Here is a 15,562-nt window from a genome sequence, read left to right as displayed (position 1 = left end):
GACGAGGAGGTCCCCATGGAAGCCCGGCTCAACCCCTTCGACATCGAGTTCGTCCCGAGGTTCGCGAAGCACCTGATCGCGGCCGCGACCGCCACCGCCGCCGCGGGCGTGCCGCCGGCGACGCTGGAGCTGGTGCGGATCCGGGCCAGCCAGATCAACGGCTGCTCCGGCTGCCTGGACATGCACACCAAGGAAGCCCTGGCGGCGGGCGAGACGCCGCTGCGGCTCAGCCTGGTCGCGGCCTGGCGGGACGCGACCGTGTTCACCGAGAGCGAGCGGGCCGCGCTCGAGCTGGCCGAGCTGGGCACCCGGCTCGCGGACGGCGGCGGGGTCGGGGACGAGGCCTGGGCGAGCGCCGCGAAGCAGTTCGACGAGCCGCAGCTGCTGGCCATCGTCTGCCAGGTCGCGCTGATCAACGCCTTCAACCGGATGAACGTCATGACCCGCCAGCCGGGCGGCGACTATCAGCCCGGCCACCTGCCGATCTGAGCCCGGTGGCGGCCGGCGAGGCGCCGGTCAGCCCGGCCGCGTGCCGATGGCGGCCGGCGAGGCGCCGGTCAGCCCGGCCGCGTGCCGATGGCGGCCGGGGGTGACGCCGAGGATCCCGGTGAAGGCCGCGATGAACCCGCTCGGGTTCGCCCAGCCGCAGGCGTGCGCGACGCGCGTGGTGTCGTGCCCGTCGGCGAGCAGCACCAGCGCGTGGTAGATCCGCAGCTGGGTGCGCCACTCGTAGAAGGTCATCCCGAGCTCGTCGTGGAACAACCGGCTGAGCGTACGGGCGCCGGCACCGACCTGCCGGCCCAGCCCGGCCAGCGGCGTGTTGTCGGCCGGGTTCTCGTGGAGCAGCCGTGCGACGGCCCGCAGCCGGTCGTCGCGCGGCTCCGGCAGATGCAGCGGCTCCTCGTGCGCCTCCCGCAGTTCGTCGACGAGCACACGCTGGAGGCGGGCTCGCCCGGCGCGGTCGAAGTCGCGGGGGCCGGCCAGCGCGAGCAGGGCCTCGCGGGCGAGGCCGGAGGCGAGGAACACGGCCGGGCGGTCCGGCACGAGCCGGGCGATCGACGCCGGCAGGAAGACGATGCGCATGTCCGTGTCGCCGTGGGCGCGGTGCTGGTGGGTGAAGCCGGCCGGGGTCCAGGCGACCCGGTTGGCCGGGACGACCGAGGTGCCGTGGTCGGTGTGCACCGACAGGACGCCGCGGGCCGCGTACACCAGGTGTCCGCGGGAGTGGGAGTCGACCGGACTTGTCCCGCCGGAGGGCCACAGGTGCATGCCCGCCGACGGCCACAGGCGTGATACGGGCATAACTTGGCATTCTATCGGTAGGCCGCCGCGCCCCCGCCCGGCGACAGTTCACGGCATGACGACGATGCGAGCCGCTGTTTGCGTACGGGCCGGGGGCCCGGAGGTTCTCGAGATCCGCGAGCTGCCGGTGCCGGCGGTCCGGCCGGGCTGGAGCCTGGTGCGGGTGATGGCCGCCGGTCTGAACCGCTCCGAGTTGCGCACCCGGCAGGGGCACTCGCCGGGCGTGCGGTTCCCGCGGGTACTGGGCATCGAGTGCGTCGGTGTGGTGGCGGCATCGACCGATCCGGCGGTGCCCGAGGGTGCGACGGTCGCCGCGGTGATGGGGGAGATGGGCCGGCAGTTCGACGGCGGCTACGCGGAGTATGCGCTGCTGCCGAACGCTCTGTTGATGCCGGTCAGCACGATGTTGCCCTGGGACACGCTGGCCGCGTTACCGGAGACGTACCTGACCGCGCGGGGCGCACTGGATGCGCTGGCGATGGGGTCCGGGAGCCGCCTGCTGGTCCGGGGCGGCACCTCGTCGGTCGGGATGGCCGCCGTGTCGATCGCCGCGGCTCACGGGGTCGAGGTCGCGGCGACCACTCGCCGGCCCGACAAGGCGGCCGCGTTGCGGGCGGCCGGAGCCGGGCAGGTCCTCATCGACGACGGCCGGCCGCTCGGGCAGGTTCACGGCGACGGCGACGAGGGCCGGCCCGACTACGTGCTGGACCTCGTCGGGGCGCGCACGGCGGTGGACTCGCTGCGCCTGGTCCGCCGGGGCGGGACGGTCTGCGTCGCCGGCTCGCTCAGCGGGTGGCTGATCGCGGACTTCGAGCCGATCGCGATGATCCCGTCCGGCACCCGGCTCACCGCCTTCCACAGCGACGACGTCAAGGGCGACGCCGCCGCGCTGCAGCGGGTCGTCGACGCGGTCGCGGCCGGCGTCTACCGGCCGCACGTGGACCGGGTCTTCCCGCTGGACGGCATCGTCGCGGCGCACCGCTACCTGGAGAACGACGAGGCGACCGGCAAGGTGGTCGTCAGTACCAGATAGCGATCTTCGAGCCGTTGCACTCCTCGGGCGGGGACGGGTGGCTCAGCGCGGTGCCGGTCGCCATCCGATGCGCCGACCAGGCGACCGCGGCCGCGTCCAGAATGTCGTCGGGCGGCGCCTGGCCGGCCGGGCCGATCTGGTCGGGCAGCACGATGCCGTTGCGGGCCAGCAGCTCCCGGCGCCGGGCCTGGCCGGCCCAGGTCTTCTTGGCGTGCTGCAGCGGCTCGCCGGCCATCGCCCGGAAGGACACCTCGGGGTGCGCCTCGAAGAGCAGGCCGGGGTGCCGCTCCCAGATTGCGTTGGCCTCGAGCAGCTTGGGGCGCAGGGCCCAGGACTGCCGGCTGAGGCCGGAGCCGGTCAGCTCGCGGCAGGCCCGGTTGGCCGCCGCGAAGTCGGCCTCCTGCCAGACCGCGCGCGGTGGCACCCGGAAGATGCTGCCGCGGCGGGGGCCGAGCTGGTCGGCGGCGAGCGTGTCGGCCGCCCGCCAGCGGTCGGGGAGCATGCCGAGGGGGATATCGACGCCGATCACCGCGGCGCCCGAGCTGCTGGTGACGATCTCGTACAGCGAGGCGGCGAGCACCGCCCGGCCGAACAGGCCGTCGCGCAGCTCGACCCCGACCCAGCCGAGCGCGTACGCGTCGACGCCGATGACGTGGATGCTCATCGGCCGCTCAGCGGGTCGGCCCGCAGCCTGCGGCCACATTGACCACCGGGAGCGCGGAGCCGGTGAGGGCGTTCAGGTCGACGTCGTAGATGGTCATGACGAGAGACTACGCGCAGTGTCCGTTCGTGTGCACCCCGTACGGATCGTCGGCGGGAAGTTACGACCATGCTTAATCCGGATTTCGCATCTTGACGATTGTGAATACGTGTGACTACCGTCTCAACAGCAAACTTTTTGGAAAGTTTCTTAACCGTTCACGAGGAGACGAAGAAGTGCAGACATCCCTCCGCCGCGCTCTCTGGGCCGGTGTCCTCGCGGTGGCCGCCACCGCGATGGTGCCGTTCACCCAGGCCTCGGCCGCGGTGGCCTGTGCCCCCGCTTGGTCCTCCACCGCCGTGTACGTCAAGGACAACGTCGCTTCTCAGAACAGTCACAATTACACCGCCAAGTGGTGGACGCAGAACGAGTCCCCCGCCACCCACAGCGGCCAGTGGGACGTCTGGATCGACAACGGCGCCTGTGACGGCGGCACGACCCCGACCACCTCCCCGACCACGGCACCCACCACCGCGCCGACCACGGCACCCACGACCGCGCCGACGACGCCGCCCACCACGTCGCCGACCTCCGGCCCCAGCGGCAAGAACGTCGTCGGCTACTTCGCCGAGTGGGGCGTCTACGGCCGCCAGTACTTCGTGAAGAACATCGTCACCTCCGGCTCCGCGGCCAAGCTGACCCACATCCTGTACGCGTTCGGCAACACCTCCAACGGGCAGTGCTCGATCGGCGACTCGTACGCCGACTACGACATGGCGTACACGACCGCCAACAGCGTGGACGGCGTCGCCGACACGTGGGACGCGGGCGCCCTGCGCGGCAGCTTCAACCAGCTGCGCAAGCTCAAGAAGCTGTACCCGAACATCAAGGTGATCTGGTCGTTCGGCGGCTGGACCTGGTCCAGCGGCTTCACCCAGGCCGCCGCGAACCCGACCGCGTTCGCCAACTCCTGCTACAACCTGATCAAGGACTCCCGCTGGTCGGACGTCTTCGACGGGATCGACATCGACTGGGAGTACCCGAACGCCTGCGGCCTCCAGTGCGACGCGTCCGGGCCGGCCGCGTACAACAACGTGATCACCGCGCTGCGCAACAAGTTCGGCTCGAGCTTCCTCATCACCTCGGCGATCTCGGCCGACGGCTCGAACGGCGGCAAGCTCGACGTGGCCGACTACGCGTCGGGCATCCAGAAGCTCAACCTGGTCTTCCCGATGACGTACGACTACTTCGGGGCGTTCAACGCGCAGGGCCCGACCGCGCCGCACTCGCCGCTCACCTCGTACGCGGGCATCCCGACGGCCGGCTTCTACGCGGACGCGGCGATCCAGAAGCTCAAGTCCAAGGGCGTGCCGGCCAACAAGATCCTGCTCGGCATCGGCTTCTACGGCCGCGGCTGGACCGGGGTCACCCAGTCGGCGCCCGGCGGCACGGCCACCGGCGCGGCGCCCGGCACCTACGAGGCGGGCATCGAGGACTACAAGGTCCTCAAGAACAGCTGCCCGGCCACCGGCACGGTCGGCGGGACGGCGTACGCCTACTGCGGCAGCAACTGGTGGGGCTACGACACCCCGGCGACGGTCGCCGGGAAGATGACGTACGCGAAGAACCAGGGTCTCGCGGGCGCCTTCTTCTGGGAGTTCTCCGGCGACACGAGCAACGGTGAACTGATCACCGCCATCAAGAACAACCTCTAAACCCATCCGACCACCCCACCCGCCGCCCTTGAGCGGACTGAAGACTGAACTGAATTCTCATCTCCTCAGGTGAGAAGCGGGGCACCGGGCGCACGCCGGGTGCCCCGCTTTCGTAGGCTTTCCGCATGCGCCGAGAGTGGCACCAGTTGAGCTACCCCGGGGTCGGCAACCCGGCCTTCCAGACGTCCCGCCCGTCCACCGACTCCGCCGAGGACGAAGCGCTCGGCCTCGACCGCTGGCGGTCGCTGCCGCGCGTCCAGATGCCGCCCTGGCCGGACATGGACGAGGTGGCCTCGGTGTGCAAGGTCCTCGACAACGTCCCGTCGATCGTCGCGCCGTACGAGGTCGACCAGTTGCGGGCCAAGCTGGCCGACGTGTGCGAGGGCCGCGCCTTCCTGCTGCAGGGCGGCGACTGCGCCGAGACCTTCGACCACAACACCGAGAGCCACCTGCTGGCCAACGCGCGCACGCTGCTGCAGATGGCGGTCGTGCTCACCTACGGCGCGTCGATGCCGGTGGTGAAGGTCGCCCGGGTCGCCGGCCAGTACACGAAGCCGCGCTCGGCGCCGACCGACTCGCTCGGTCTGCCCGCGTACCGCGGCGATCTGATCAACTCGCTGGAGGCGACCGAGGCGGCCCGGGTGGCCGATCCGCAGCGCATGATTCGGGCGTACGCGAACTCGGCGGCCGCGATGAACATGCTCCGCGCGTACCTGTCCGGCGGGCTGGCCGACCTCCACGGCCTGCACGATTGGAACAAGGACTTCGTCCGTGCCTCGCCGGCCGGCGAGCGGTACGAGGCGATCGCCCGCGAGATCGACCGCGCCCTCGACTTCATCCGCGCCTGCGGCATGACCGACAGCGAGGCCTTGCGTACGGTCAGCCTGTACTGCTCGCACGAGGCGCTGGCGCTGGAGTACGACCGCGCGCTGACCCGGGTGAGCGACGGCCGGGCGTACGGTCTCAGTGGTCATTTTCTCTGGGTGGGTGAGCGGACCAGGCAGCTCGACCACGCGCACATCGACTTCATCAGCCGGGTGGCGAACCCGATCGGCGTCAAGCTCGGCCCCGGCACCAGCCCGGAGACCGCGATCGAGCTGTGCGAGAAGCTCAACCCGGAAAACATCCCCGGCCGGCTCACGCTGATCAGCCGGATGGGCAACGGCAAGGTGCGCGACACGCTGCCCCCGGTCGTGGAGAAGGTGACCGCGGCCGGCGCCAAGGTCGTCTGGCAGTGCGACCCGATGCACGGCAACACCCACGAGTCGTCGAACGGCTACAAGACCCGGCACTTCGACCGGATCGTCGACGAGGTGCTCGGCTACTTCGAGGTGCACCGCGGCCTGGGCACCCATCCGGGCGGCATCCACATCGAACTCACCGGCGAGGACGTCACCGAGTGCCTCGGCGGCGCGCAGGGCATCGAGGACCTCGACCTCCCCGACCGGTACGAGACGGCCTGCGACCCGCGGCTGAACACGCAGCAGAGCCTCGAGCTCGCGTTCCTGGTGGCGGAGATGCTCCGTGGTTGACCTGCGCTCGGACACGGTGACCCGGCCGTCCCTGGGGATGCGCCGCGCCATGGCCGAGGCGGTCGTCGGGGACGATGTCTTCGGCGACGATCCGACCGTCAACGCGCTGGAGGCGCGCGTCGCCGAGCTCTTCGGGCACGAGGCGGCGCTGTTCGCCCCGTCCGGCTCGATGGCCAACCAGATCGCCCTGCAACTCGTGACGCCGGCCGGCGGCGAGTTGCTGGCCGGCGCGGACGCGCACGTCGTGACGTACGAGCTGGGTGCCGCCGCGGCGATCGGCGGCATCTCGACGCGTACCTGGCCGGCGGTGGGTGCCGGCCTCGACGCCGGGCAGATCGCCGGCATGATCCGCCCGCGGGGTTATCCGTCGCTGCCCACCGCGGCGATCGCGGTGGAGCAGACGCACAACCTCGGCGGTGGCGGGGTCGTCCCGCTCGCGACCCTGCGCTCGCTCCGCGAGGCGGCCGACGAGGCGGGCGTGTCGCTGCACTGCGACGGCGCCCGGCTCTGGCACGCGCACGTCGCCGACGGCGTTCCGCTGGCCGAGTACGGCGCGCTCTTCGACACCCTCTCGGTGTGCCTCTCCAAGGGGCTCGGCGCCCCGGTCGGCTCGCTGGTGGTCGGCAGCGCCGAGCGGGTCGCGCGAGCCCGGGTCATCCGGAAGCGGATGGGTGGCGGCATGCGGCAGACCGGCATCCTGGCCGCGGCCGGCGACTACGCGCTGACGCACAACGTCGACCGCCTGGCCGAGGACCATGCCCGCGCGGCCAAGCTCGCGGCCGCCCTGTCGAAGTTCGGCGTGGTGGATCCGGACGACGTGCGCACCAATCTCGTCCCGGTCGACCTCGGCGCGACCTCGATCGACGCACCGACCCTGGCCGCCGAGGCCGCGAAGCGGGACGTCCACATCGCGGCCATGCTGCCCCACCTGGCCCGGGTCGTGTTCCACCTGGACGTCGACGACAACGGCCTCGACCAGGCGATCACGGTGCTTTCCGAGATCCTCGACCGGAGCCGGTAGGTTCGGCGGGCACCGAAGCGTCCGCGCGCTCTACTGACCGGCATGACTGAGCAACGGGATCCGGCGGGCGTGGTGACGACGCTGGTCGAGCAGGTACTGGACCGGGCCGCGACCTGGACGGCCTGGGACGGTGTGCCCCGGCCGATCGACGACCGGATCTACACCCCGCACAAGGCGATCCGCCGGGTCGCCGACCACCTCGTGGACCACCTCGCCGAGATCGAGGCCCGGGTGGCCGGCGTGCCGACCATTCCCGACCACTGGCACGCGTCGGCCAGCACCACCCCGGCCGACCTCGCCCCGTTCACCGCCGAGGACCTGGACGAGGCCCGCAGCCGGCTGACCCGGCTCGCCCAGATCTACGCGGTGCGGCTGGGCGCGCTCGGCCCGGCCCAGCTCGACCGGCGCGACCGCGACGCCTGGACGCCGCGCGAGATCGCCTTCCATCTGGAGGACTCGCTCTACTACGCGGACGCGATCGGTTTCCTTTGAGCGGGTAACGTCGGGGGCGTGCCGGAGCCGATCGTGGTGGCCCGGGCCGGTGACGGTCTGGTCGCCCACTTTCCCGACGTCGTGAGTCTCGGCGGTGGCCGCCTGCTGGCCGCCTTTCGCGAGGGCACCGGCCACTTAGGCCCGCACGGGCGGATCAGCGTGGTCGACAGCGAGGACGGCGGCCGCAGTTGGGGCGAGCCGCGGGTCGCGGTCGACGGCTCGTACGACGACCGCGATCCCAAGCTGGCCCGGCTCGCGGACGGAACGGTCCTGCTGAGCTACTTCGTGATCGACTGGAGCGGCGGTCCTCGGCACACCACGCACGGCACGTTCGTGCGGCGCAGCGAGGACGGCGGCCGCACGTGGGGCGAGCCGGTCGTGGCGGGCATGGGGATGACCGGCGGCGGCATCGACGCCTGGCACGCCTCGCACGGCGCGGTCGTCGAGCTGCCGGGCGGTGACCTGCTGTATCCGATCTACGGCCACCGAGCCGACGAGAAGTGGTGGCAGGCGTCGGCCGTGCGCAGCTCCGACGGGGGTCGCAGCTGGGGCGGCGAGGTGACGATCGCGGCGGGCGAGGGGATCAACTTCCAGGAGCCGACGCTGACCGTGGTCGGCGACGAGGTGGTGTCGTTGATCCGGACGGATGTCGTGCACGCGTACCTGTCCCGTTCGTCCGACGGCGGCCGCACGTGGAGCGAGCCGAAGCGGACCGACATGCCGGCCTCCTCGCACCACGCGCTGCCGTTGAGCACCGGCGAGGTGCTGGTCACGTACGGGGATGTCGGCAAGCGGTTCGCCGAGCGGCGGCTCACCGTGGGCCGGCTGGTGCGGGACCCGGCGGGCGACTGGGACGGCTACCCGGACGTGCTGCTCTACGACTCGGGCCACCCCGACCAGGCCAATCCGTCCAGCGCCGAGGTCGCGCCGGGCCGCTTCCTCACGCTGGGCTTCGACGTGCCCGCCGCGACGGTCGTCGGCGTCTTTACCGAGGCTGCCGACTTCCCAAGCTGACCGGGTGGGTTGGATTCCCGTCACGCTCGTCGGCGTAAGTCACGGTCGAGCCCGCAGCTCCGCGACGCTGATTGCCAGGCCGGAGCGTTCGAGCCGATCGAGCACATCCTCGATGGTGCCGGGCGGTCTCTTCCACGAGTCTGCGATCTGCTGCAAGGAAGCGTAAATCTTGCCGCGGTCCAGACTGATCTGATCTCGGACGAACTCGTCAGGTGATTTCGGATCGATGTCCCAATTGTGTAGGTCCGCCGTGGGGAAGTCACGCAGGTTCGCCGTAACGATGACCTGCGCCCGTGCCTTGATCGCCGCCGCAAGCACATGCCGATCATCTGGATCGGGCAGCTTCACCGTCTCGATGAGATCTGCATAACCACTGACCTTCCAATCTCGGACAGCGGTACCCATCAGCGATCGGGTTCGGTCCAGCCGTGCGGCGTCGAGATCGGGGCGTTGCCGACGTAGCGCCGAGAACATCTCGTCGAGGATGTCGTCGGTCCATTTGGCTTGCACCAGACCCGACTGTGCGATCCGGAGAAGCAAATCTCGCAGCGTGCCGGGGTACAGAACGCTAGCGTCGTACACGACAACGAAGGTCACGGCGTCAGCTCAGATCCATGTCCTGTGCGATCTGCGCAAGTTCGTCTGCCGCGACTCTGCGTCTGAGGTCATCCCGGTGCTTGTATTCCATCAGCGAGCCGGCCATCACGCGTCGATGAGTACCAACCTTGCGGAACTCGATCTCGCCGGATTCCAGGAGGCCGATCAGGTAGGGCCTCGACACGTTCAGCAGTTCGGCAGCTTGCTGGGTGGTGAGCTCGGCGTGATCGGGCACGACCGAGACGCTGTGACCGTTCGCCATATGCGCCAGAACCCGGGCAAGGAGTTCGACGGCACCGCGCGGGACGACGAGTTCGTTGCCCTCGTCGTCGACGATCTGCACGATGGCGGGCCCCTGCGGATGGGTGCGGAGGTACTCCTGGACTCGGGGCAGCGCCTCCGCCGCCACGGCGATCGCCTCGGCATCCGGCTTGACCTGGCTCGTTACTGACATCTCCACCTCCCCACCGTAAACGAATTATCCGCAACCAACGCAACAACCGCAACGGTGCCGATGGCCTACTGCGCTTGGAGGGCGCCGGCGGCGGTGACCGCGGCTCGGGCGAAGCCGCGGACCACCGGGTGTACGCCGTCCGTGTGCAGCTCCGGCTGGAAGAGCGTGGCCAGGAAGAACGGGTGGCCGGGCAGTTCCGCGGCGCGCACCTCGCCGGCGTCGTCGTGCCCGGAGAAGAGCATGCCGTGCGCGGCGAGCAGGTCGATGTAGCCGGCCGCGACGCCGTACGCGCAGTGGTAGCGCTCGATCGTGCGGGTGGTGCCGAGCAGGCGCTCGATGCGCGACCCGGCGACCAGGTTGATCGCGCCCTCGTGCCCGGCCAGCGAGCAGGACAGCTCGGTGATCAGCGCATCCGGCCCGGTGTCGGACGAGTTCTCGGCGTGCCGCGCCGCGGGCAGGCCGCAGACGTCCCGGGCGAACTCCAGCATCGCGTGCTGAAAGCCGCCGCAGGTGCCGAGGAACGGGATCCGCTCGGTGCGCGCGGTGCGGGCCGCGACGATCGCGCCCTGCTCGCTGCGGTACGGGCTGCCCGGCACCAGCCAGATGCCGGCGAACCCGCGCAGCGCCGCCGGGTCGGTCGCGTCCGGGGTGGGTATCCAGTAGGCGTCCAGGTCGATCTGCTCCTGCTCGCGGAGCGCGTCCAGGATGACGGCGATGCGCGAATGCGCGCGCACGGCGGGGGAGCGGTCTCCCACCAGGGCAATCGAAATCATGCGTCCATGCTGCGGCCCGATCCGAGATCACGTCTAACGATGAAAAACGGTCGCGGCATTAGCATCGCTTATGTGCACCCTCACCTGCTTCGCACGTTCCTCGCGGTGGCCGACACCGGCTCGTTCTCGGCCGCCGCGAAGCGCCTGCGCTACACCCAGTCGGCGGTCTCCCAGCAGGTCGCCGCGCTCGAGGCCGACCTGGGCACCCCGCTGTTCAGTCGCCGCCCGGTGGCGCTGACCCCGGCCGGCGAGCGGCTGAGAAGGCACGCAAACCTTCTTCTGGTACGCCTGGAAGCCGCCCGCGCCGACGTGACCCGGGCCGTCGCCCCGCCCGGCCGGCTGATCGCCGGGCTGACCCCGCTCGCCTGGTCCGACCCGGTGGCCGGCGCGCTGGCCGCGATCCGGGCCGAGTCCGCGCGGCTGCGCACCCGGGTGCGGGTCGCCGACCGGGATCGGATCGTCGAGGCGGTCGCCACCGGCGAGATCGACCTGGGCCTGGTGGACGGCTTCACCGCCCCGAACGATCCGTTGCGCCTGCCCGAGCCGGGCGCGGGCGGCCCGCGAGCGCTGGGCCTGGCCGAGAGCCCGGCCGTGGTGGCGGTACCCGCGGCGCATCCGCTGGCCCGGCGGTCCTCGGTGGACCTGGCCGACCTGGCCGACGCGTACTGGATCGACGCACCCGAGGTGGCGCCCTTCGCCCGGCTGCCGGTGGACGGCCTGCGGGCGGGCCTGCGCTACGACGGCACCGACGCGGCGGTGCTGGCCGGCCTGGTGGCCGGCGGCCACGGCTTGGCGGTGCTGCCCGGCCCGCTGGTCGCCACCCATCCCGGGCTCGCGGGCGTGCCGATCGGCGCACCCCGGCTCGTGCACCGGGTCGAGCTGCTGCGGCTGCCGGCGGCGGTCGCCGACGAACCGGCCGACCGCCTCGCCGCGCTGCTCGGCGTGGCCGGGTGAGCTCCGCGCGACGGCGGGGCGGCCGCGCCACGACGGCGACGGGGCGGCCGAGGGACGAGGGTGACGGGCGACGGCGCGCCGGCGGGGCGGCCGCACATCGAGGGTGATGGGCGACGGCGCGCCGGCGGGCGGCCGCACGCCGAGGGTGACGGGTGACGGCGCGCCGGCGGGGCGGCCGCACGTCGAGGGTGACGGGCGGCAGCGCCGCGAAGCCATGCAGGACAACCCGGCGGCCGCGCGCGGAGGGTGACCCACGACGGCGCGAGGCGCTGCACCGGGGACTCGACCGTCCCGTACCGGAAAATGAATTTGATCTTTAGCGCAACGACTTCAGCAGGGCGATGTCGGCCGCGTGGCCCTCGTGCTCGACGCTGGGGGTTTCGACGATGACGGGGATGCCGGCGGTCGCGGGGTGGGTCATCAGCTCCGCGAACGCCGCGGTGCCGATCCGGCCCTGACCGATCGTCTCGTGGCGGTCGCGGGTGGAGCCGCACTCGTCCTTGGAGTCGTTGGCGTGGATCAGCAGGAGCCGGTCGGGGCCGACCGTGGCGATCAGCGCGTCGAGCGTCGCCGTCATGCCGCCGGGGGTGGCCAGGTCGTGGCCGGCCGCCCAGGCGTGGCAGGTGTCGAAGCAGACGCCCAGCCACGGGTGGCGCTCGACGGCGGCCAGGTAGGGGCCGAGATCTTGCACCTTCGACGCGAGACTGCGGCCGCCGCCGGCGCTCGGCTCGACCAGCAGCTTGGGCAGGCCGCGCGCGGCCGCGTCGTCGAGCAGCGGCAGCAGCGCCTCGCGCAGCTGATGCAGGGCCTTCGCCTCGTGCTCGGCGTCGACCGCGCTGCCCGCGTGGTAGACCACCGCGCTCGCGCCGATCGCCCTGCCCCGCTCCAGCGAGTGGGCCAGCGTGGCGACCGAGCGCTCGACCGTCAGCTCGGTCGGCGAGCCCAAATTCACCAGCAACGACGCATGGATGTACGCCGGAAGCCCGCGCTCGCCGATCCCGTCGCGGAACAGCGTGTCCTGCTTCGGGTCGCCCGGCGGTAACGCCCATCCGCGCGAGTTGGAGACGTAGACCTGCAGCGTCTCCGACCCGGCCGCGTCCACGTACGGGAGGGCCGCCTTGGCCAGGCCGCCCGACGTCTTGGTGTGCGACCCGATCCGGCGGTCTAGAAGCACTGGATGACCACCTGCGAGTTCGGCTGCACCTGGGTGTTGCCCGGCGGGTTCTGCCCGCGGACGAAGCCGTTCGGGTTGAACCCGACGATCTGCACCTGCAGGCCGGCCTGCTGCAGCGTCTGCTGCGCCTGCTGGCACTGCTGGTTGCTCACGTCCGGCACGGTGACCAGCGGCGGGCCCTTGCTCACGTCGAGGGTGATCTCGGCGTCGTTGGCCGCGCCGGTGCCCGGCTTGGGCGACTGCGCGATGACATTGTCGGCCGGCTGGTCGCTGTCCTTGTAGCGCTCGACGGCGGTCAGGCCGAGGCTCTGCAGCTGGTTGCGGGCGGCGTTGATGTTCATCCCGACCAGGTTGGGCACCTGGATCGGCGCCCGGCCCTTGCTGACCACGACGGTGACCGTTTCGCCCTTCTTGAGCTCGGTGCCCTTCGCCGGGTTGGTGGAGATCACCGATCCCTCGGGCACGGTGTCGCTGTACTGCCCGGCGCCCTCCTTGTATTGCAGGTGGGCCTGGGCGAGCTCGGTCTTGGCCGAGGCCACCTCGACGCCGGCCAGGTCGGGCACCTCGAAGCGCTCCGGACCCAGGGACAGGGTGATCGTGATGGCGCCGCCCTTGACGATCCGCTCCTGCGGGCCGGGTTTCTGGCTGACCACGGTGTCCTTGGGGATCGTCTCGCTGTACGTGCCGTCGGCGGTGAGCAGCTCGAAGTTGTGCTGCCGGGCGTACAGCTGCGCCTGCTCCTTGGTCATGTTGACCAGCGTCGGCGTCTCCGTGTAGCGGCCCAGCGTCACCCACCAGGTGCTGCCGACGACCACGAGCACCATCACCGCGATCGCCGCGGAGAGGAAGATGCGCCGCCGGTCGATCCCGCCGGCCGGGCGCAGGCCGGGGTCGCCGCGCCGGTACGTCTGCGCGTTGCGGCTCTGCTCGGGCAGGCGCGCCCAGCTCGGCCGGTCGGTCACCGCCGGCACCATGGCGGTCGCGTCGGCGGCGGCGTGCCGGGTCTGTGCCACCTGGCGCAGCAGCGCGGTCTGCACGTTCTGCGCGCCCAGGTCGTCGCGCACCGACTGCACCGCGGAGAGCATCGCGCCGGCGTCGGTGGGGCGGGCGCCCGGGTCGCGCCGGGTGGCCCAGGCCACCAGGTCGTCGAGCGCCTTGGGCACGCCCTTGACGGTCTGCGACGGGAGCGGCACGTCGTTGTCGACGTGCTGCCAGGCCACCGCGACCGGGTCCTCGCCGTCGAACGGGACGCGGCCGGTGAGCATCTCGTAGAGCACGATGCCGGCCGAGTAGACGTCGGTGCGGGCGTCGGCGTGGCCGTCGGTCACCAGCTCGGGCGCGACGTACGCCACCGTGGCCATCAGCTGGCCGGACTCGTCGACGCTGCTCGCCTCGACGGCGCGGGCGAGCCCGAAGTCGGCGACCTTCACGACGGCGTCGACCAGGTTGGCCGCGCCGCCGCTGGGGGCCGCGGCGACCAGCACGTTCTCCGGCTTCACGTCGCGATGCACCAGGCCGGCGCGGTGCGCGGCGGCGATCGCGGCGAGCATCTGCTCGAGGATCGCGCAGGCCTCGACGGGGCTGAGCCGGCGGCGCTCGTTGAGCAGGTCGCGCAGGGTGCTGCCCTGCACGTACTCCATCACCAGGTAGGGCAGGCCGACGTGCCGGCCCTGGTCGTAGACCGCCACCACGTTCGGGTGGGTGAGCCGGGCGATCGTCTTGGCCTCGTCGGTGAACCGGTCCACGAAGTGGACATTCGTCGCCTGCGAAGGATGAATGATCTTCAAGGCGACAGTGCGCTCGAGTCGCTGGTCAACGGCGGTGTAAACGGTCGCCATGCCACCACGAGCCACGCGACCGGTGATCCGGTAGCGGCCGTCAATCGTGGTGCCGATCAACGTGTCGGCGACTGTGGTGTCCATCGGCGTGAAGTGTATGTGTCTTTCGGCTGAGGGCAGATCAGGATGTCATAGCTGAGTCCAAACGGGTACGCACAGCGGCGACCCGCGGGTGTTCTGCCCCGACAAAAGCTGATTTAGTGGTGTCGACGCCGATGCCAGGCATGTGGGTAATAGCGCGGATCGGCCGAATCGCTGCGTGTGGCAAAGGTCTCGCTCGGCCACAGGTCGTCGTTGTCGTCGCCCGGGTTCGCGGACTCGCTGGGCGTGGGCACGCTCCGCGGAGCGGTCGGCGTGGGGACCGGGGGCGCGCTGCACGCGCCCAGCACCCGAAACCGGGCGCTCAGGTCGAGGAAGGTGAAACACTCACCGGCCGCGGGACCGGTGGTCCAAGTCGGAGTCGCGTTGCGTGCCGCGGCGGCCGCCGTGGGGGTGGCACCGGTCGTGGCGGCCGCGGCGGCGGTCGCGGGGCTGGTGGCGGCGGCCGGCGCGGCGGAGCCGGCCGGGATCGGCGTCGTCGCCGGTATCGGCCCGCTTCGGCTGGCCGGACTCTTCGGCCTGGCCGGGCCGCGGCCGATCCCGGAGTTCGGTGCATCGGCGGCGCCCGCCCGCGCCGGGACCGTGCCCGCCTCCGCCTCGGGGCCGTTCAGCAACGAACCCAGGCCGTTCACCACCCCGAGGTACGCGCCGGCCGCACCCACCACGGTGAGCGCGCCCAGCGCCGTGACCAGCGCGGCCCGCCGCGACCTGCGGACCTTCGGACCGCGGGCCGAAGGCCTCCGGGCGGGTTCCCCGGCCGACAGCAGCCCGCCGAAGGTGTTCATTCCGGTCGAGGTCACGTCCGGACCGCGCTCCGGTGGCTCGGCCGGCCGCCCGCTCACGTCGTAGCGCACCGATCGAAGC

General features: G+C 71.6%; 16 protein-coding genes. 9 read left to right on the top strand and 7 right to left on the bottom strand.

Annotated features, from left to right (window positions below):
• Window positions 1-15: 15 nt before the first annotated feature.
• Window positions 16-489: a carboxymuconolactone decarboxylase family protein gene (locus ODJ79_RS18185; RefSeq protein ID WP_263024670.1), complete on the top strand. Its 474-nt coding sequence runs from the start codon at window positions 16-18 to the stop codon at window positions 487-489.
• Between the two features lie 27 nt (window positions 490-516).
• Here ODJ79_RS18185 and ODJ79_RS18180 read toward each other — a convergent pair whose 3' ends face one another.
• Window positions 517-1,302: an AraC family transcriptional regulator gene (locus tag ODJ79_RS18180; protein WP_263024669.1), complete on the bottom strand. Its 786-nt coding sequence runs from the start codon at window positions 1,300-1,302 to the stop codon at window positions 517-519.
• A gap of 55 nt (window positions 1,303-1,357) precedes the next feature.
• Between ODJ79_RS18180 and ODJ79_RS18175 the strand changes: the two genes are divergently transcribed.
• Window positions 1,358-2,335, top strand: coding sequence for a zinc-binding dehydrogenase (locus ODJ79_RS18175; protein ID WP_263024668.1), 978 nt, complete (start codon window positions 1,358-1,360; stop codon window positions 2,333-2,335).
• Here ODJ79_RS18175 and ODJ79_RS18170 read toward each other — a convergent pair.
• On the bottom strand, window positions 2,322-2,999 hold the full coding sequence (locus tag ODJ79_RS18170; RefSeq protein WP_263024667.1) for a DUF429 domain-containing protein: 678 nt from the start codon (window positions 2,997-2,999) through the stop codon (window positions 2,322-2,324). The genes ODJ79_RS18175 and ODJ79_RS18170 overlap by 14 nt on opposite strands.
• Before the next feature lie 272 nt (window positions 3,000-3,271).
• Between ODJ79_RS18170 and ODJ79_RS18165 the strand changes: the two genes are divergently transcribed.
• From ODJ79_RS18165 to ODJ79_RS18145, 5 genes are all read left to right on the top strand, one after another.
• Window positions 3,272-4,750, top strand: coding sequence for a glycosyl hydrolase family 18 protein (locus ODJ79_RS18165; RefSeq protein WP_263024666.1), 1,479 nt, complete (start codon window positions 3,272-3,274; stop codon window positions 4,748-4,750).
• Between the two features lie 125 nt (window positions 4,751-4,875).
• A complete protein-coding gene (locus ODJ79_RS18160; RefSeq protein WP_263024665.1) occupies window positions 4,876-6,282 on the top strand; it encodes a class II 3-deoxy-7-phosphoheptulonate synthase in 1,407 nt (468 codons plus the stop codon).
• Window positions 6,275-7,303, top strand: a complete 1,029-nt coding sequence (locus ODJ79_RS18155) for a threonine aldolase family protein (protein ID WP_263024664.1) — start codon at window positions 6,275-6,277, stop codon at window positions 7,301-7,303. Before ODJ79_RS18160 ends, ODJ79_RS18155 begins: the two co-directional genes overlap by 8 nt.
• A gap of 42 nt (window positions 7,304-7,345) precedes the next feature.
• Window positions 7,346-7,795 carry a hypothetical protein gene (locus ODJ79_RS18150; RefSeq protein ID WP_263024663.1) on the top strand — a complete coding sequence of 150 codons (450 nt, stop codon included), beginning with the start codon at window positions 7,346-7,348 and terminating at the stop codon, window positions 7,793-7,795.
• Window positions 7,796-7,813: 18 nt separating this feature from the next.
• A complete protein-coding gene (locus ODJ79_RS18145; protein WP_263024662.1) occupies window positions 7,814-8,809 on the top strand; it encodes a sialidase family protein in 996 nt (331 codons plus the stop codon).
• Between the two features lie 39 nt (window positions 8,810-8,848).
• On the opposite strand, the gene ODJ79_RS18140 is transcribed toward ODJ79_RS18145, so the two are convergent.
• The 3 genes from ODJ79_RS18140 to ODJ79_RS18130 all read right to left on the bottom strand — a co-directional run bounded on the left by ODJ79_RS18140 (window position 8,849) and on the right by ODJ79_RS18130 (window position 10,633).
• Window positions 8,849-9,406, bottom strand: a complete 558-nt coding sequence (locus ODJ79_RS18140) for a PIN domain-containing protein (RefSeq protein WP_263024661.1) — start codon at window positions 9,404-9,406, stop codon at window positions 8,849-8,851.
• Between the two features lie 4 nt (window positions 9,407-9,410).
• Window positions 9,411-9,860, bottom strand: a complete 450-nt coding sequence (locus ODJ79_RS18135) for an excisionase family DNA-binding protein (RefSeq protein WP_263024816.1) — start codon at window positions 9,858-9,860, stop codon at window positions 9,411-9,413.
• A gap of 65 nt (window positions 9,861-9,925) precedes the next feature.
• Window positions 9,926-10,633: a glutamine amidotransferase-related protein gene (locus ODJ79_RS18130; RefSeq protein WP_263024660.1), complete on the bottom strand. Its 708-nt coding sequence runs from the start codon at window positions 10,631-10,633 to the stop codon at window positions 9,926-9,928.
• Window positions 10,634-10,705: 72 nt separating this feature from the next.
• Here ODJ79_RS18130 and ODJ79_RS18125 point away from each other — a divergent pair, with 72 nt between their 5' ends.
• Complete coding sequence (locus ODJ79_RS18125; protein WP_263024659.1) at window positions 10,706-11,587, top strand: LysR family transcriptional regulator; 882 nt, start codon at window positions 10,706-10,708, stop codon at window positions 11,585-11,587.
• 316 nt (window positions 11,588-11,903) lie between these two features.
• Here ODJ79_RS18125 and ODJ79_RS18120 read toward each other — a convergent pair whose 3' ends face one another.
• Window positions 11,904-12,761: a deoxyribonuclease IV gene (locus ODJ79_RS18120; protein ID WP_263024658.1), complete on the bottom strand. Its 858-nt coding sequence runs from the start codon at window positions 12,759-12,761 to the stop codon at window positions 11,904-11,906.
• Window positions 12,752-14,683 carry a Stk1 family PASTA domain-containing Ser/Thr kinase gene (gene pknB / locus ODJ79_RS18115; protein ID WP_263024657.1) on the bottom strand — a complete coding sequence of 644 codons (1,932 nt, stop codon included), beginning with the start codon at window positions 14,681-14,683 and terminating at the stop codon, window positions 12,752-12,754. The genes ODJ79_RS18120 and pknB overlap by 10 nt, the downstream gene beginning before the upstream one ends.
• Before the next feature lie 360 nt (window positions 14,684-15,043).
• On the opposite strand from pknB, the gene ODJ79_RS18110 reads away from it, so the two are divergent.
• A complete protein-coding gene (locus ODJ79_RS18110) occupies window positions 15,044-15,547 on the top strand; it encodes a hypothetical protein (protein WP_263024656.1) in 504 nt (167 codons plus the stop codon).
• Window positions 15,548-15,562: the final 15 nt, after the last annotated feature.

The sequence above is a fragment of the Actinoplanes sp. KI2 genome (assembly GCF_025630775.1).
Lineage (GTDB): Bacteria > Actinomycetota > Actinomycetes > Mycobacteriales > Micromonosporaceae > Actinoplanes.
This window is presented reverse-complemented; position numbering and strand designations above follow the sequence as displayed.